The sequence below is a fragment of the Ruegeria sp. CDSA033 genome, from assembly GCF_059612305.1.
Window position 1 is genome coordinate 1 of record NZ_JBXWQI010000036.1, and the last position, 15,742, is coordinate 15,742.

The following is a 15,742-nucleotide window of genomic DNA, read 5'->3' on the forward strand; positions in this document are numbered from 1 at the left end:
GGGATGCCGCTACTCGAGCCGCTTGAAATCAGAGCATCAGCATTCCTTGGTGGGCAGGAAGCTAATGTGATAACGCCGCCGACCCCAATGTCTAGCTAGGTTCTTCCGCAAACATTGCCCGTGACTTAATTTTCTGTATCTGTATCTGTATCTGTATCTGTATCTGTATCTGTATCTGAAACCAGACGCATGCCGAGGTGTGCCGGTGGTGCGCCGACGGCGCAACCGCCTCGTGCTGGATCGCGCACGAGGAATGGCACCGCTGCGACATGCTCACCACCGACAAAAAAGGCGGGGCATCGATCGGGGTCGATGTCTTCGCTTGCCCCAGCATAACAGTCCTGAGTCCATTCCCAGACGCTGCCGTCCAGATCAGCGATCCCTTGCAGTGATATCGAAAAGCTGCCTTGCGGTTTCAGCGCACGAGGAGCGAGCCCTTCGGTGAGATAACTTGAGGCCCATGTTAGTGATGGGTCGGTAAAGATCGGGTCGGGATCTTCAGGCAGAACTGACAATGCCATGTGGTTCCATTCCGCTTTTGTCGGGAGGCGGAAATCGTGACTAGTGGCGGCATTGATCCAACGCAAGTACTCGCTCACGTCTACATAATTGAGCCCGGTAGCGGGCGTTGTAGCCGGATTGAGATCCGACCGGGTGCGTAATTTCAGCGTACAACCACCGCTTTCGTAGCACAGATTCCATTCAGTGACCGTCACTTCGTGGCGTTGAACGAAGAGCGTTTCACCGTCAGGAAAAATGACCGGACTATCGGCCATTTCGGGCATCAGTTGTGTTCGAAAGAAAGGCCCATTCCAAAACATCACACCTGCACAGATGACCACTGCCACGCTCAGACCTGCCCAACCTAGATTGGTTGTATTGGTGATCCGTTGCATGGCAGTGGCTTTCATGATCTGAAGTCCAGCGGCGTTAGGTTGCAAAAGGCCGGGGGGCTACAACCTGTTCCATCAGGTTGTTGTCCCAGTCCCCTTCGACAATGAAATGCGCGGTGGCCCCCAGTAGCGCGGCTTCGATCAGGTTGTGGTTCACATAGGCATACACGCCTGGCTGTTCGAACGTGTACATTGCGGCAACTGCACATCCGCCGCGGACAAACCATGTTTCGACACCGGTTTGAGGCACATCGGTGAACGAGGTCTCCCAGACATAGTTACCGTGGCCGCCGATCAGGTGCGGACGGGTGTCGCGGTTGGCCTGATTGTGAATCATCAGAACCGTTTCGCCGACGTTGAATTTCAGCGCGTTCTCACCGGTCAGGGCACCCACGGCGCCGTTGAACACCGAATGGGTCGGGGTCAGCGTGCGCATCGCATCCAGGCTGTCGGCATAGTCGTCACCGGCGGCCTCATAGGTCTTGTACTCGCCGTTTTCGTCCTGCGGCAGATAGTAATCCTGCTCGACGATATAGGCGATCTTGTCATATGTCAGCGGATTGCCATCCGCGTCCTTCAGGCCATCGCGCGGCAGCACCATCACCGCACCGTTCATGCCATGGGTGACGTGATATGGGATCATCGCCCCGCCCGGCGCGCAGTGATAGGTAAAGCAGCCCGGCTTGGTCGCTTTCCAGCGCAGCACGGTTTCCTCGCCCGGATAGACATGAGTCAGGCCACCGCCACCCAACGCACCGGTCGAAGCGTGGAAGTCGATATTGTGCTCCATCACGCTGTCTTCGGGATTGCGCAGGGTCAGCTCGATCATGTCGCCCTCGTGGCAGATGATCAGCGGGCCGGGGACCGAACCGTTATAGGTCAGCGCCCAGACCGACGCGCCGGTGTCTTCGTCCACCACCATCAGACGCTCGGTTGTCTCCATGGTGATCTCGATGATCTTCGGCCCACCGGTCGCCACCTGCTCATGCTCGGGTGCAAAGGGCGGGGCGACCAGCTCCTGCTTGACGCGGGTATAGCCGGACAGATCGGCGGGTTTGGCGGTGCTGTCAGCGGTTTGCTCACCAGCCACCTTGTACAGCTTTGCAGACGTGGCATCCGCCTTGAGCGGCAACGGCGTGCGGCGTGCGGCCATCGCGGTGGCACCGCTCATTGCGGCAGCACCGGCCAGAACGGAGCCGCGCAGCACATTCCGGCGGCTGGTTTTGATGAGGCCCGGATTGATGAATTTGGTCATTTTATCCTCCATTGGGTCGGATTGAGGCGGCAAGCACCCGGCCCGCGCGCAAAATCAGGGATCAGAAGTTTACAAGCTGCGCCTGAAAGCGTTCCTTGGCCTTTTTCGGGACACGGCCTTCCAGGAAATCTTCGGGCGCGCTGACGTCGCCAACGACAATGGTCATCACCATGCCCATCGCGTAGTGCGGTTTGCACATCACGCCATAGACACCTTCGGTTTCCAGCGTGACCTCGATCTCTTCGTTGATCTTGCCTACGAAAGGCTCGGCGCCTTCGGGGAACATGCCTTTGACGGTTTCGGCATTGTGGCCCTTGCTTGCGGCGACGAATTTGATGGTATCGCCAGGAGCGGCCTGAATAAGGGCCGGCTCGAACACCATTCGTTCACCATCACTGCCCTTGTTGAGCATCTGAACCTCAAACGTCTCGGCGAATGCCGCACCGCCAATCAGGGCGGCTAAAGCAAAGCAGGTTGTGAGTGCTCGGATCATCGGATTATCCTTTCCTGTGTAATCTCTTGACCCGGAATCTACCTTTTTCTGCGCTGCGGAATTTGCGCTGGCGCAAGGTTTGTAGCGTTTCCTCGACTTTACCGCCCCCAACGAACTGGCGTTGTGGCCGCGAATATGCCAAATCGGGCAGGCCATGACGGATGCTGTCCGAAAAATACTGCCGCGGCTTGATGAAAGCCTGCTGACGCACCTGCCGCCATTTTCCCGGCTGGAGCGGCATCAGATTCGCACGATTCTCGATCAGGCCAGTTCCCGTCGTTACGAGGCCGGTGCCCATATCTTTGAAGAAGGCGAACAGGCCGAGCGGTTTTTCATGCTGCTGGACGGCTATATTCGGGTGGTTAGGGTTACGCCTACGGGCGAGCAGGTCACGGCGCTGCACATTCCCGCCGGTCAGCTGCTGGGCATCGCCAAGGCCATCGGGCGCGAGACCTATCCGGCCACGGCGGTCACCGCCACCGAATCCATCGCCCTCAGCTGGCCGACGCGCCTGTGGGAGACATTCGTGGCCGAATATGACGGTTTTGCCACCGAGACCTACAAAACGCTGGGTCACCGTGTCGGCGAGATGAATACCCGCATCGTGGAACTTGCCACGCAGCAGGTGGAGCAACGTGTCGCCAATGCGCTGCTGCGCCTGATTAACCAGACCGGGCGCAAGGTTGATGACGGGATCGAGATCGACTTTCCCATCACCCGTCAGGACCTGTCGGAACTGACCGCCACAACCCTGCACACTGTCAGCCGCCTGCTCAGCGCCTGGGAAAAGCAAGGGATTGTCGAAAGCAAGCGCAAGCGCATAAAGGTCTGCGACCCACACGCGTTGGTGGTGCTCAGCCAAAGTTGATCCGGCTCAGCCGCTGTCAGAGATGGCGCATTGCAACTCTGCACGGAACGTCTGCTCATCCAGACAATATTCAAGACATGCATCCGTGATCGTATGGAATGGGCCCACCGCACACCCCACACATAACATCCCGTGCCGCATGAACACGGGGATCGTCTGCGGCCACACTGTGATCACATCAGCCAGCGGTAGGTCAGGATCGTCAAGGTAGGGCTGGGGCAAGGGCGGCTCCTTTCCAGCCTCACCTTAATCCCGCAACAACGCCAAACGTTGCGCTGGCGCAATAAGCAACCTCAGGTCGTGGGCTAGCAAGGGTCATCCCGATCTGAAGGAGGCCGACGCATGGCTGAAATCTTAACCAAATCGCGGGCGCGAAACATCTTCTACGGGGGCTCGATCTTTTTCGTCGTAGTTTTCGTGGCGATGACCGTCCATAGCCACCGCTACGTGGTCAATACGTCAACCGCAGGCATGGAGCTTAGCGAAGAAGTCGTCTTGGGCAAACATGTCTGGGAACGCCATTCCTGCATCAACTGCCACAGCCTGCATGGCGAGGGTGCCTATTTCGCCCCCGAGCTTGGCAACGTGATGACCCGCTGGGACGTCATGGACTCGCCCGAGGACGCCTATGAAATCCTGGATGGCTGGATGAAGGCGCAGCCCTCGGGCGTCGAAGGCCGCCGCCAGATGCCCTATTTCGATCTGACCGAAGAAGAGATGCGCGGCCTCGCCGAGTTCCTGCGCTGGGCGGATCAGACCGACACGCAGGGCTGGCCGCCCAATGACGCTGGCTAAGCGGCACAAGGAGAAACCACATGAAATACCAATCTCAAAAAGTGGCGTATTATTATTTTCTGGCCGCAATGGCCCTGTTCGGCATACAGGTGCTGGGTGGGCTTCTGGCGGGCTGGATCTATGTCTCGCCCAACTTCCTGTCCGAACTTCTGCCGTTCAACATCATCCGCATGATCCACACTAATGCGTTGATTGTCTGGTTGCTGCTGGGCTTCTTCGGGGCCGCCTATTTCCTGATCCCCGAGGAATCCGAGCGCGAGATCTACTCGGTCAAACTGGCCTATCTGCAACTCATCATCCTTCTGGTAGGGACGCTGGGTGCGGTCGGCTCATATCTGGTCGGCATCCATGGCGGGCGCGAGTTTCTTGAACAACCCCTGTGGGTCAAGTTCGGCATCCTCGTCGCGGCGTTGATCTTTCTGTTCAACGTCTCGATGACCGTTCTGGCGGGCAAGAAAACCGCGATCACCAATGTTCTGCTGATGGGCCTGTGGCTGCTGTCGCTGCTCTGGGTGTTTGCGTTCATCAACCCGGACAACCTGAGTCTCGACAAAATGTACTGGTGGTTCGTCGTGCACCTGTGGGTCGAAGCGACCTGGGAACTGGTTATGGCCGCTATCCTCGCCTTCCTGCTGCTCAAGCTGACTGGCGTAGACCGTGAAGTGGTGGAGAAATGGCTCTATGTCATCGTTGCCACGGCGCTGTTTTCCGGCATCCTCGGCACCGGGCACCATTTCTACTGGATCGGTCTGCCGGGCTACTGGCAATGGATCGGCTCGATCTTCTCGACCTTTGAGGTGATACCCTTCTTCCTGATGATGAGCTTTGCTTTCGTCATGGTCTGGAAGGGCCGCAAGAACCATCCGAACAAGGCCGCACTGCTGTGGTCCCTCGGATCCTCGACCGTGGCCTTCTTTGGCGCCGGTGTTTGGGGCTTCCTGCACACCCTGCACGGGGTCAACTTCTACAGTCACGGCACGCAGATCACTGCAGCGCATGGTCACCTTGCCTTTTACGGGGCCTATGTGGCTCTGAACCTGGCGGTCTTCACCTATGCGATGCCGATGCTGCGGGGCAGGGCGCCCTACAATCAGGTGCTCAACATGGTCTCATTCTGGCTGATGACCGGCGGCATGGCGTTCATGACCTTCGTGCTGACCTTCGCAGGCACCATCCAGACCCATATGCAGCGGGTTGTCGGTGACTATTACATGGATGTGCAGGACGCACTGTCGATCTTCTATCTGATGCGGTTCGGCGCGGGTGCCGCCGTGGTGATCGGTGTGCTTCTGTTCATCTACTCGATGCTGGTCGTGCGCAAGCAAGAGATCATCACGCCCGGCTCCGCAGGCTCGGTCCCCGGAGAGTAAGCCATGAACATGCAAACCCCTCCGACCCTGCCGTTCTATCAGCCCGTCGCGCGTGAATGCGAGCTGTTCGAGACGGCCTATGACAATGGTTTGCCCCTTCTTCTGAAGGGGCCGACCGGCTGCGGCAAGACACGCTTTGTCGAGCATATGGCGGCCAAGATGGGCAAACCGCTTTATACCGTTGCCTGTCATGACGACCTGTCCGCGGCCGACCTGATAGGGCGCTACCTGCTCAAGGGCGGGGAAACCGTTTGGGTCGATGGCCCGCTCACCCGTGCAGTGCGCGAGGGCGGTATCTGCTACCTCGATGAGGTGGTCGAGGCCCGCAAGGACGTGACCGTGGTGCTGCACCCGCTCACAGACACGCGTCGCACGCTAATGATCGACCGCACCGGCGAGGAACTGGTGGCGCCACCGGGCTTCATGCTCGTGGCATCCTACAACCCCGGTTATCAGAACGTGCTGAAGCGGCTGAAACCCTCGACCCGGCAGCGGTTCCTGTCGATCTCGTTCGACTTCCCCAACGAAGAGATCGAGATTGCCGTCGTGGCCCGCGAAAGCCGCCTTGAACCCGGCCGCGTCGCGCCTCTGGTACGTCTGGGCGGTCATATCCGGGCGCTGTCGGGCATGGACCTCGAAGAGGGTGTGTCGACCCGTCTGCTGATCTATGCCGCCACGCTGATGGCCGGGGGCATGGGGGTCAGTCAGGCGATCGAGGCCGCCATCGTCGAACCCCTGACCGACGAGGCGGACATGCAGCAGGCGCTGCGCGATCTGGTTGCCACCATTTACGGATAAGCATCATGCGACTTCTTGATCTCATGGAACCCGAAGAAACCGTTGGCAATCTCTGGCACGAGATGGCCAGCGGGATCGCGGCGCATGTCAGTTTCCCCGAGGCCGGTGTTTCCCTTGCCTCGGTCCGACCCAGCCTTGCGGTCCTGTTCCGTGCGCTGGGCGGAGCGCCCGGCGTGGAACTGGCCGAGGCCCCGGCAACGCTGGTGCGCCACCGCCGTCCGGTGCGCCGCAATCTGGGGGCTGAGCGGGACCGGGAATGGGTGGCGGGGTATGACGGCGAACGCTTGTCGCTGCCTCCGGCCATCGCTGCCTTCCCCGAGCCACACCTGAACCGCGCCGCCTATTTCTGGCTGACCGCGCTGGCGGCGGTCAGCGAAGTGATCGATTTCGATCTTGAAGGGGATGGTGCTGTCTTGGATGGGGCACAAATTCGTGCCAATGCCGCAGCCGCCGACCGGGCCTATGCAAGCTGCCCCGGCCTGCGCGAAGACTACGCCCGGATGGCCGAACACTGCGGCGCCACGCGCCCCGATGTGATGCGCCCCGCGCGCGAGGCGCAGATTGAAACCGCGATCCGCGACCAGCTTTGCGGCGCAACACCGGCAATCGGCGCCGAAACCGCCCCGCGCGGCTATAAACCCTTTGCGCCGGTACCGATCTGGCTGCGCTTTGTCCGCCCCGGATCGGGTGCGGCGGCAACCGAAGAACAGGCCGACCCTGCGGCCCCTCCGCCCAATGCGGCGCTGACCAGCCGGAAACTGGGCCGCCGCAAGGATCAGGATCAGCAGAACCGCAAGGACAGCTTCATCATCCACCGCTTTGAATCGATCCTGTCCTGGGTCGAGTCGATGAACATCAACCGCAGCGTCGATGACGACGATGACGAGAACGCTCAGAAGGCGGCCGAGGATCAGGACGAGATCATTCTATCGAAACAGCACCGCAAGGCGGCGACGCGCTTGCGCCTGCATCTCGACCTTTCCCCCGCCGATGCCGATCACGAAGCCTTGGCCGGTGAGCATACATATCCCGAATGGAACCACCGCGCGCGGTCTTACATGGAGGGGCATTGCCGCGTGCTGGATGCCCCCGCCCAGCCCGACGCTGCGCATCCCTTCCACCCCAACGAACGCAGAGGCCGCGAGGTGCGCCGCCAGTTCGAGGCCCTGCGCCCGCGCCGCATCAAACAGCCGAGGCAGGTCGACGGATCAGAGCTGGACCTCGATGCCCTGCTGACAACCCGCGCCGATCTTGCTGCGACCGGGCGCGGCTCGGACCGCATCTGGCAAGCGGCCCGCCAGACCGACCGCGACCTGTCGGTCGCCTTCCTGATCGACAATTCCCGGTCGACCGAGGCCGCCATCGGCGACACCTCGGTGATCGAAGTCGCGCGCGATGCGATGGGCGCACTGGCCGTGGGTATCGACGCGGCAGGTGACCGGCTTGGCATCTGGGGCTTTTCCTCACTGCGCCGCGACCGGGTGTTCCTGACCCGCTGCAAAACCTTCGACGCCCCTATGAGCCCCGACATCACCGCCAACATTGGCGCGCTGAAACCGGGCCACTACACAAGGCTTGGCGCAGCTATCCGCCACGTCAGCGCCCGACTGGCTGAGGAAACCGCGGCCCACAAGCTGCTCATCGTGCTGACCGACGGCAAGCCCAACGATCTTGACCACTACGAAGGCCAGCATGGGATCGAAGACAGCCACATGGCGGTCCGTGAAGCCCGACGCGCGGGGCAGAGCCTGCATGGCGTCATCATTGACGAAGACGGGCAGGACTGGTTCGCGCGCATCTTCGGACGTGGCGGTTTCACCCTGCTGCCCAACCCCGAACGGCTGACCCGGGCATTGCCCGACATCTATCGCACTCTGACAAAGGAAACTTGATATGCGTGTCCTTCCCTTTTTCCTGACCCTTCTCGCATCCCCGGTTTGGGCCGAAAGTTTTGACCGCCCGATCCCGCAGGCCCAATCCGCCACAGCCGAGTTCTGGTTCGCAGTTGGCAGCGTCACGCTGATCGCCGCGCTGGGGGTTGTGCATTGGCTGGTGTCGCGCCGATGACCCGGGGGAGTTGGACAGTTAACCGTATTGCCCTGGTTTTGTATCCGTTAGGGGCAGGCGCCATGGCAGTTAACGTTTTCTTCACGTCTCTGATATTCAGCTGGATAGGCGGACCGGTTCTGTCGACCGGATGGTCCATCGCATTGGGCTGTGTAATTGGTGGACCCGCGACATGGTATTTTGCCACTCACATACGGCACCTGATGGATATCGCCGATGGCAGAACAGAGGGCTAGGGATTAGCTGTGGCAAACTCATCAATGCAACAGATGCGCGCCTGGCGCGGACTGGCGCTGTTCAGCTACGGTTTTCGCCCGTTCTTCCTGTTCGCTTCGGTCTGGGCCGTACTGTCCATGCTGCTTTGGATCCTGATATTGTCGGGTGTGCTGACATTACCTACGCGGTTTGATCCGGTATCGTGGCACGCCCACGCTTTTTTGTTTGGCTACCTTAGTGCTGTGCTTGCAGGATTCCTGCTCACCGCAGTGCCAAACTGGACCGGTCGATTGCCTCTGGTAGGCTGGCCTCTGATCGCACTTTTTGCGATCTGGTGTGCAGGACGCGTCGCGGTTCTGACCTCTGCATTCCTTCCGCTTGGATGGGCTGCCGCCATTGATCTGATATTTCCGATAATCCTTGGCGGGCTGATATTGCGTGAGATCGTGGCAGGCAGGAACTGGCGCAATCTGTTGGTTCTGGGGTTGCTGGCCCTGTTCACGATTGCAAACGCGCTGTTCCATATCGAGAGCGCACGCGGCGGCTATGCAGCCCAAGGCATTGGGTTACGTATGGGGCTCGCAACTGCATTGATGATGATTGCAGTAATTGGCGGTCGGATCATCCCTTCGTTCACGCGCAACTGGTTGGTCCAGCGGCAGCGCAATAAGCTCCCGGTGCCTCCGATGCAGTCATTCGACAAAGTCGTGCTTGTGGCGACGATGGCAATCCTAATGCTGTGGACGGTTCAGCCGGTCCTGAAAGTCTCCGCTGTGCTGCTTCTTTTGCTGAGTGTCCTCCATCTGGTACGCCTATTGCGTTGGCAAGGTCATCAGACCGCACCCGAACCGCTGCTTTGGATGCTGCATGTTTGTTACGCTTTCATTCCAGTAGGTGCCTTTGCGCTGGGAGTGGCCATATTATCGGGCAGCTCCGGGCTTGCTGCAGCACAACATCTTTGGATGGTTGGCGCTATCGGCGGGATGACACTTGCCGTCATGACCAGAGCCACTTTGGGCCACACCGGCCGTCCACTGCGCGCAGACCGTATAACGGTTACAATCTGTTGTGCGCTTTTGGCGGCAGTTGCAGCGCGGCTATTCGCTGATAAAATACCGAGCCTTACCGACCTTTCGGGCATCTTCTGGCTTCTTTCTTTCGGCGGGTTTGTTTTGTGCTACGCTCCTCTTTTGGTCCGTTCCAAAAGAACAGGCTAACGCCTGGAAACTGCCGTGCGACCGGAGCTATAGCGCTCCAAACCATCCGGAACCATCGATCCAAAATCCGCACCCCGGCCCCGGTTCTCGTATATGGAAGAAAGGCGAGGACGTGAAACGATTGTAGCTACCAAATATTTCCGCTTACATGTTTGGGAAACGGTTTTTGGCCGTTGGAAATGGAAAAAGCTTCCCCGTTTTGTAAGACGGCATAAATAACGGTCGTTATTCAACCATAGCGAAGGACCTCTTTGTCCCGCGGTCCCGACCTCTAAACCGACTGCGATTTTGCGGTTGCAGCTAAAGTCCGGAATGTGGGCTACAATCGCAGCATTCTAAGACCATGCTCAAGATCGTCTGTGGGTGGCTCCTGCATTGCAAGAGTTTTTTGGCGATTTCTGCGGTCGTTTTCGTCAGTACCTTCGTCTGTCCGGCCTGTTTGTGTGGCGGCATTGTCGCCACAGGCCTTGATGAATTCCGCGAGCGAGGTTCCAATCGGCTTATCGACCTCTGAGGGTCGCTGCCATTCCAGGAGTGTCCTTGCTCTTGGCTGACTTATTTCCGCATCATCACTTCAACGTCTTGCATCTCGTGGACAGTCGGCACGCTCAGAACGCGGGCTGCCGGTATTCCTGTTTCTTCGTGAGTATCGCCCAGATGGTCCGAGCGGCCTTGTTGGCCATGGCAGTTGTTGCCAATCGGAATGGTTTGTCTGCGATGATCTTCGCCGTCCACAGATCGACCTTCTCGGGCGGGCGCTTCGCTATGACGGCGCGCGATGTCATACTGACGACCAGCAGCTTTCGAATGTAGCGATCGCCTTTCTTGGTGATCTTGCCCAAACATTCCTTGCCACCGCTCGACTTGTTGAGCGGTGGCAGGCCCAGCCAGGCAGCCAGATCGCGGCCAGTCCGGAATTGATGTGCATCCCCGATCGTGGCAACAATTGCTGATGCCGTGATTGGCCCAATTCCAGGCATGCGCATCAATCTGCGCGCGTTTGCATTGAGCAGGGCGTGTTGCTCGATCATCTTGGAATAGCCTTCGATGCGCGCGTTCAAGCCGATGAACTGATAGCACTGGATACCGAGCATGTCGTTGGCGATCTCAGGCATGTCCGGGTGGTCACCATCAAGGTGGCGCTTTGCAAAGGCCGTTACCGCTTCGATCCCGATGGGCAAGATGTGCCCAAACTCGCGCAACAGGCTGCGGATCATATTGGCCATCTGCGTGCGCTGCCGGACGGCAAGATCGCGTGTCCGATGGATCGAAAGATTAGCCTGCTGGTCCTCCGTCTTGATCTCGACAAAGCGCATGGTCGGAAGCCGAACTGCTTCGCAGATCGCCTCGGCATCCACGGCGTCGTTCTTCCCACGCTTCACCTACCGTTTGACGTAGCCGGCGGGCATGAGCTTCACATCGTGGCCAAGCTTGCGCAGCTGGCGTCCCCAATGATGGGATGACCCGCATGCCTCCATTCCGACCCTGCTGGGTGGAAGTTCCTCGAAAATTCTGAGCAGCTTTGCGCGTTTAATGGCTCTGTTGAAGATAACGCGGCCGTTCTCCGAAATGCCGTGCACTTGAAAAACGTCCTTGGCCAAATCCAGACCCACCGTCTTTATTGTCATTGGGTGGCTCCTTTCCTAGCAGTCGATGACAACTGCACTTTGGCACATTCGATGCCGGTGGAGCAGGAGCCACCCACCTCATCCGCAAAGGGCCGTGTGCCAATTCAATGTCATCTAGTCTAAATGGGCGATGCTGTGAGTATGGCGATTACCTTTGGCCCCACCTGCAACCGGTATGCTGTACAATCTAGGACAAGATTGCTATTTGGCCTATTCCTGCAAATCATTGCAAACTTCAGACTAGAAAGGTGGTGTAAACCACATGCAGGTTAGTGTTCGCGACAACAATGTTGATCAGGCCCTTCGGGTTCTTAAGAAGAAGCTCCAGAAGGAAGGCGTTTTCCGTGAAATGAAGCTCAAGCAACATTTCGAGAAGCCGTCCGAGAAAAACGCGCGCCAGAAAGCTGAAGCGATCCGCCGCGCCAGAAAGCTGGCACGTAAGAAGTTGGAACGCGAAGGATGATGTAATCATTCCTCGACGCTGAAAAACAGCCCCCGTTGTCCGATGGCAGCGGGGGTTTTACTTATCAACGGGCTATTTGAAGTGAGAGCGCTACAAATTAGCTTTATGAAGCACGCTTTTTGCATTGCCGAGAACGCAGACTGTGTTCACGGGTGAAGCGCCATCCCACGAAAACACCCCACTCGCACAATCCTTTCTGCGCAGAGTCAGTCGAAGTAGCGCACCAGCCGGCGGGCGGCGCGGAAGATCTAAATCAGCAGATCAATTACCTCGTCGTCAAGCAGCAGAGCGTCTGGCAAATCTTTGCGGCATCCCAGGCCAGCCATTTTCAGATAGGGCGCGGCGGGGTCGTTACTTGCAAAGCCTTCCGGCACAGTACCCAACGCCTTTCGCGTGACAATCTCGAACAATCCGCGCATGTTGACGCGTCGAGATGTGTAATCTTTCGGGGAATCTGCCAGGCCAAGGGTATTCTGGACCGATCATGAGTTCATCTTCCATCCATTTCTGAACAGAGGCACAGGTGCCCTCGGATATCTCGAAGCGCACAGGTTTCTGCGTCTTGCTTTGCAGTACTAAGGCGCGTTCCTTGATCTGCCTCGATGACAGGGCATCAACCACCTTCATCTTCACCAGATCACAGCCGCGAAGCTTGCTGTCGATTGCCATGTTGAAGAGCGCAAGATCGCGATGGTTGTCTGCAAGCTCGAGGCGAACTCGGATTGCCCAGACATGTTTTGGTTTCAGCGGGGGCTTCTGACCCACGACACGGCCTTTGTTCCAGGCTGGGCGAAATGCGCGAATGGCAGGTAAGTTTGGTGTTTCCATGACTGATCCTCCGATGCGTCATGCCCACCCACAACGACAACCCGACGTTGACGCGGTCCAATATCACAGGATGCTGCGATTGCTCCGAGGTCCTCTTAGACCTCGATTTGACCGATGCTGCAACCTATATGAATGTCTGCTTCCGGGATGGGTTGCAGGTTTTTGCCTTTCACAACAAGCATAGTTGCGCCTTTTTCATGGGAAACGCAGCCGGGAGTGTATGGCGATCAAGGTGAAACGAAGATTGAACCCGATCGAAGTCATCGACGCCCTGATGGACCTGTTCATCCTGCGGGGCGTTTCTGCCGACATCATGTCCGACAACGGACCTGAGTTCGCTGACTCGGCCATACAGGATTGGATCAAAGCCGTCGGTGCAAGAAACGGCTTACATCGAAATAGGGTCACCTTGGGAAACGGGTACTTCGAAAGATTCAATGCCCGGTTCTGGGATGAGCTCTAGAATGGTGAGAATTTTGACAGCCTAAGCGAAGTCCAATTCCTGATCGAAGAATGGAGTAAGCAATACAACACCAAACGACCGTGCAGCGCTCCGGGCTACCGCCTTCCGTCTCCGGAAACCATCGCCCAGATAGGCCAGTGGCCAATCATTCACCAACAATCAAACAGGGCCCCTCAAGGAGGGCTGATCAATATCCTTTGTATCAATCTATCAAAGCTCGGGCTGCGCTGATGCTTCATCGTCGGCCGGTGTCTGCTGATGTGACACGAGCTTCCAAACACCCGCATCATTTAGATACGTCGACGCACATAGTGCATGGTAAATCGGAGCGTCAGGACGCTCGGCTGAAACCCGATATGCGAGAACAGCAATCTCACCTTTTTGATTGAAATGGCGGTCGCTCATTCGAACCGTCCGCCATCCTGCCGTGCCTTGCGCACCAGTCGTGCCGCGTTGTATTTTCGCCGGGTAAGGGAAGATAATCACTGCATCTTCAGATATTTCTGAATGTGCGGAATCGAAACCGTTTAACCACAGCCGCTCTTCTGTTGCCCAAAGTTGATCTTCAGTGGTCATTTCCCTCTCCTTTATTGCGTTTGCCTCAATGGAATATGGCGCTTTTTGAAATCAGCTTTTGAATCGACCCCATAAATTTGGGAACAAGAACAATTTCTTTCATAGGTTAGGCGTTCTGCACCTAGCCGTCACCTCAATTGGTGTTCTGGGCGCTAGAGGGTCAAATTTCCAGGGTCTGCGAACCTTTAACGCCACTTCAGTTGATCTAAGCGAGGAGGCGAAGTCGGCTTCGTTCGGACATAACTGAGTGTTGAAAGCGTTCAGTTTTCCATTCCTTGATGCAATCCTACTCAACCAGCAGGAACCCCAAAAATAAAAACCACTCCGGACACAACACTTAGCGCCAAAAAGGCGACGGCTTTTTTCTCGTCACCCTTACGCTTACGTGCAGCTTCAAATGCGACCAGGCATTGAAGGGCGTAAAACAAGGCAAAGGCACGGCTTGCCAAGGCTATCACTTGGTCAACATCAGTCGACCACAGAATGCCAATTCCAACCAGCGCAATTAGACCATAGGCGTGGCTGGGGTTTACGCGATCATGAGTGATCTCGCCGATCAAGCCAGCATCCCCAATACTGTCTGCAACAGATGCACTAAATTGGCTGGCTGTCGCAGCAATTGTCAAAGAAATCGGCAGTATGCCCGCGACCAAGGCCGAGACAGATATAACAGCAGCAACTCCCTCTCCCTGAGACAGATCTATCAGCAGCGGCGAAAGAAGTATGAAGAAGACAATGTAAATAACCCCAGAGAGCAACTGGGCATTCCACATCGCCTTAATTCTGGTCTGCGCATCAAATTCCTCGCCCATGAACCTTGTCGTTTCAAATCCCTGCACAACAATCAGCAACCCGAGAAGAACGGGAAGTGACTTAAGCTCGAATTTGCCAGCAGCTGACAGAAAGTCGCCCGGTCCGACGATCCTCCCGAATGCAAAAACCGCGAGAGCCGCAAGAAATCCAGCTATCACTGATAGATTTAAAGCTGTCGCATAGCGTTCAACGCGGGCAACTTTTTGCGCTCCACCGCTCCAACCTAATAGCCCAATCACCACCAAAAGACTTATCGCGATGGGTTTTGCCAACTCTGGCCGGTCAATATTTGCGCCCTGAAGGACAAAGTGCCCGAGAAGGGCAAGGTAATAGGAAACGGAAATGAAGTAGGCAAATGCAAGAACAATATGACTGAGTTGCTCAATCGAATGCAGGACATGATCCTTGTCGGCTGCCAATTGTGGTTCGACAACTCTTATATTGTAACGGATTGTCCATCCAATCAGCATTGCCACCAGAATTAACAGCGCCATCGCAAGCGCAGCAAAACCCCCAAACTCCCGGGCAAGCAGCGGGGCGGAGACCAGAAAACCACTCCCGATGATTGAGGCGAGCGGGGTAACTGTGGCGCGCCAAATCGCGGTTCGTGAAAACGGAGCGAACAGCAATCCCACAAGAATGATTGCTCCAATGACCACAAACGTAATTGTCGGTGTCAAGTTAACAGACCTTTCCGGTTGCGGCGTGTTCTTCGCCTCTTGAGGAATTCAATCCGAGTTAACTACTTCTAACTGTGTTTCGGCCCTTTCCCTATGATTAATCCAAGCATTGATATTTTTGCTGTTGTCGAAAAAATTACCTGAAAGGCTCCGTTGCGCGTAGCTGCCATCCATAGGGATGCCACACGCGGGCGTGCACCGAGTAACTGGTTTGGCGAAGCTGCACCGCAGCACTTGCGATCGGCTTTGTTGCAAACTTTTGTCTATTGACGCACTTGGGTTTAGCGCGTGAATGGCTTTCGGTCCTATCCAGTCGAAA

The 15,742-nt window shown here is 57.1% G+C and carries 16 protein-coding genes and 3 pseudogenes; 10 read left to right on the forward strand and 9 right to left on the reverse strand.

Annotation, left to right across the window (positions count from 1 at the left end; translation table 11 throughout):
* Positions 1-125: 125 nt before the first annotated feature.
* From AC2FLA_RS21580 to AC2FLA_RS21590, 3 genes are all read right to left on the reverse strand, one after another.
* A complete protein-coding gene (locus AC2FLA_RS21580; protein WP_496725201.1) occupies positions 126-911 on the reverse strand; it encodes a formylglycine-generating enzyme family protein in 786 nt (261 codons plus the stop codon).
* A gap of 19 nt (positions 912-930) precedes the next feature.
* A complete protein-coding gene (nirK, locus tag AC2FLA_RS21585; protein WP_496725203.1) occupies positions 931-2,148 on the reverse strand; it encodes a copper-containing nitrite reductase in 1,218 nt (405 codons plus the stop codon).
* Positions 2,149-2,209: 61 nt separating this feature from the next.
* The gene (locus AC2FLA_RS21590) at positions 2,210-2,641 is read right to left on the reverse strand and encodes a pseudoazurin (protein ID WP_496725205.1); all 432 of its coding nucleotides are present in this window, start codon (positions 2,639-2,641) and stop codon (positions 2,210-2,212) included.
* 178 nt (positions 2,642-2,819) lie between these two features.
* Between AC2FLA_RS21590 and AC2FLA_RS21595 the strand changes: the two genes are divergently transcribed.
* Positions 2,820-3,509 (forward strand): Crp/Fnr family transcriptional regulator, encoded by a 690-nt coding sequence (locus AC2FLA_RS21595; protein ID WP_496725228.1) that lies wholly within the window; start codon positions 2,820-2,822, stop codon positions 3,507-3,509.
* A gap of 6 nt (positions 3,510-3,515) precedes the next feature.
* On the opposite strand, the gene AC2FLA_RS21600 is transcribed toward AC2FLA_RS21595, so the two are convergent.
* A complete protein-coding gene (locus tag AC2FLA_RS21600; RefSeq protein WP_496725207.1) occupies positions 3,516-3,731 on the reverse strand; it encodes a DUF1858 domain-containing protein in 216 nt (71 codons plus the stop codon).
* Positions 3,732-3,851: 120 nt separating this feature from the next.
* On the opposite strand from AC2FLA_RS21600, the gene AC2FLA_RS21605 reads away from it, so the two are divergent.
* The 7 genes from AC2FLA_RS21605 to AC2FLA_RS21635 all read left to right on the forward strand — a co-directional run bounded on the left by AC2FLA_RS21605 (position 3,852) and on the right by AC2FLA_RS21635 (position 9,972).
* Positions 3,852-4,304, forward strand: coding sequence for a c-type cytochrome (locus AC2FLA_RS21605; protein ID WP_496725209.1), 453 nt, complete (start codon positions 3,852-3,854; stop codon positions 4,302-4,304).
* A 20-nt stretch (positions 4,305-4,324) separates the two neighbouring features.
* The gene (locus AC2FLA_RS21610; RefSeq protein WP_496725211.1) at positions 4,325-5,674 is read left to right on the forward strand and encodes a cbb3-type cytochrome c oxidase subunit I; all 1,350 of its coding nucleotides are present in this window, start codon (positions 4,325-4,327) and stop codon (positions 5,672-5,674) included.
* A 3-nt stretch (positions 5,675-5,677) separates the two neighbouring features.
* A complete protein-coding gene (locus AC2FLA_RS21615; RefSeq protein WP_496725213.1) occupies positions 5,678-6,472 on the forward strand; it encodes a CbbQ/NirQ/NorQ/GpvN family protein in 795 nt (264 codons plus the stop codon).
* A gap of 5 nt (positions 6,473-6,477) precedes the next feature.
* Entirely contained in the window at positions 6,478-8,364 is a 1,887-nt protein-coding gene (locus tag AC2FLA_RS21620) for a nitric oxide reductase activation protein NorD (protein ID WP_496725215.1), read from the forward strand.
* 1 nt (position 8,365) lies between these two features.
* Entirely contained in the window at positions 8,366-8,539 is a 174-nt protein-coding gene (locus AC2FLA_RS21625; protein WP_496725217.1) for a protein NnrT, read from the forward strand.
* 62 nt (positions 8,540-8,601) lie between these two features.
* The gene (locus tag AC2FLA_RS21630; RefSeq protein ID WP_496725219.1) at positions 8,602-8,775 is read left to right on the forward strand and encodes an NnrT protein; all 174 of its coding nucleotides are present in this window, start codon (positions 8,602-8,604) and stop codon (positions 8,773-8,775) included.
* Positions 8,776-8,799: 24 nt separating this feature from the next.
* The gene (locus AC2FLA_RS21635) at positions 8,800-9,972 is read left to right on the forward strand and encodes an NnrS family protein (RefSeq protein WP_496725221.1); all 1,173 of its coding nucleotides are present in this window, start codon (positions 8,800-8,802) and stop codon (positions 9,970-9,972) included.
* Positions 9,973-10,580: 608 nt separating this feature from the next.
* Here the strand turns inward: AC2FLA_RS21635 and AC2FLA_RS21640 are convergent.
* Positions 10,581-11,600 (reverse strand): annotated as a pseudogene (locus AC2FLA_RS21640) (IS110 family RNA-guided transposase).
* Between the two features lie 262 nt (positions 11,601-11,862).
* Between AC2FLA_RS21640 and rpsU the strand changes: the two are divergent.
* Positions 11,863-12,063, forward strand: a complete 201-nt coding sequence (gene rpsU, locus AC2FLA_RS21645) for a 30S ribosomal protein S21 (protein WP_040700433.1) — start codon at positions 11,863-11,865, stop codon at positions 12,061-12,063.
* A 399-nt stretch (positions 12,064-12,462) separates the two neighbouring features.
* Here rpsU and AC2FLA_RS21650 read toward each other — a convergent pair.
* A pseudogene (locus tag AC2FLA_RS21650) lies at positions 12,463-12,891 on the reverse strand (site-specific integrase); the annotation flags it as partial.
* Between the two features lie 202 nt (positions 12,892-13,093).
* On the opposite strand from AC2FLA_RS21650, the pseudogene AC2FLA_RS21655 reads away from it, so the two are divergent.
* Positions 13,094-13,585, forward strand: a pseudogene (locus AC2FLA_RS21655) (integrase core domain-containing protein); the annotation flags it as partial.
* On the opposite strand, the gene AC2FLA_RS21660 reads toward AC2FLA_RS21655, so the two are convergent.
* The 3 genes from AC2FLA_RS21660 to AC2FLA_RS21670 form a co-directional block, all read right to left on the reverse strand.
* The gene (locus AC2FLA_RS21660; RefSeq protein WP_496725223.1) at positions 13,565-13,930 is read right to left on the reverse strand and encodes a hypothetical protein; all 366 of its coding nucleotides are present in this window, start codon (positions 13,928-13,930) and stop codon (positions 13,565-13,567) included. The pseudogene AC2FLA_RS21655 and the gene AC2FLA_RS21660 overlap by 21 nt on opposite strands.
* A gap of 290 nt (positions 13,931-14,220) precedes the next feature.
* Positions 14,221-15,423, reverse strand: coding sequence for an Aq_097 family APC-type transporter (locus tag AC2FLA_RS21665; RefSeq protein ID WP_496725225.1), 1,203 nt, complete (start codon positions 15,421-15,423; stop codon positions 14,221-14,223).
* 48 nt (positions 15,424-15,471) lie between these two features.
* A partial coding sequence (locus AC2FLA_RS21670) for a hypothetical protein (protein WP_496725227.1) occupies positions 15,472-15,742 on the reverse strand: 271 nt, incomplete at its 5' end.

Coding starts and splice junctions, on each gene's coding strand:
- AC2FLA_RS21590 (WP_496725205.1), bottom strand. CDS start 2,641: ATGATCCGAGCACTCACAACCTGCTTTGCTTTAGCCGCCCTGATTGGC.
- rpsU (WP_040700433.1), top strand. CDS start 11,863: ATGCAGGTTAGTGTTCGCGACAACAATGTTGATCAGGCCCTTCGGGTT.
- AC2FLA_RS21615 (WP_496725213.1), top strand. CDS start 5,678: ATGAACATGCAAACCCCTCCGACCCTGCCGTTCTATCAGCCCGTCGCG.
- AC2FLA_RS21660 (WP_496725223.1), bottom strand. CDS start 13,930: ATGACCACTGAAGATCAACTTTGGGCAACAGAAGAGCGGCTGTGGTTA.
- AC2FLA_RS21625 (WP_496725217.1), top strand. CDS start 8,366: ATGCGTGTCCTTCCCTTTTTCCTGACCCTTCTCGCATCCCCGGTTTGG.
- AC2FLA_RS21580 (WP_496725201.1), bottom strand. CDS start 911: ATGAAAGCCACTGCCATGCAACGGATCACCAATACAACCAATCTAGGT.
- AC2FLA_RS21605 (WP_496725209.1), top strand. CDS start 3,852: ATGGCTGAAATCTTAACCAAATCGCGGGCGCGAAACATCTTCTACGGG.
- AC2FLA_RS21620 (WP_496725215.1), top strand. CDS start 6,478: ATGCGACTTCTTGATCTCATGGAACCCGAAGAAACCGTTGGCAATCTC.
- AC2FLA_RS21630 (WP_496725219.1), top strand. CDS start 8,602: ATGGCAGTTAACGTTTTCTTCACGTCTCTGATATTCAGCTGGATAGGC.
- AC2FLA_RS21635 (WP_496725221.1), top strand. CDS start 8,800: ATGCAACAGATGCGCGCCTGGCGCGGACTGGCGCTGTTCAGCTACGGT.
- AC2FLA_RS21610 (WP_496725211.1), top strand. CDS start 4,325: ATGAAATACCAATCTCAAAAAGTGGCGTATTATTATTTTCTGGCCGCA.
- nirK (WP_496725203.1), bottom strand. CDS start 2,148: ATGACCAAATTCATCAATCCGGGCCTCATCAAAACCAGCCGCCGGAAT.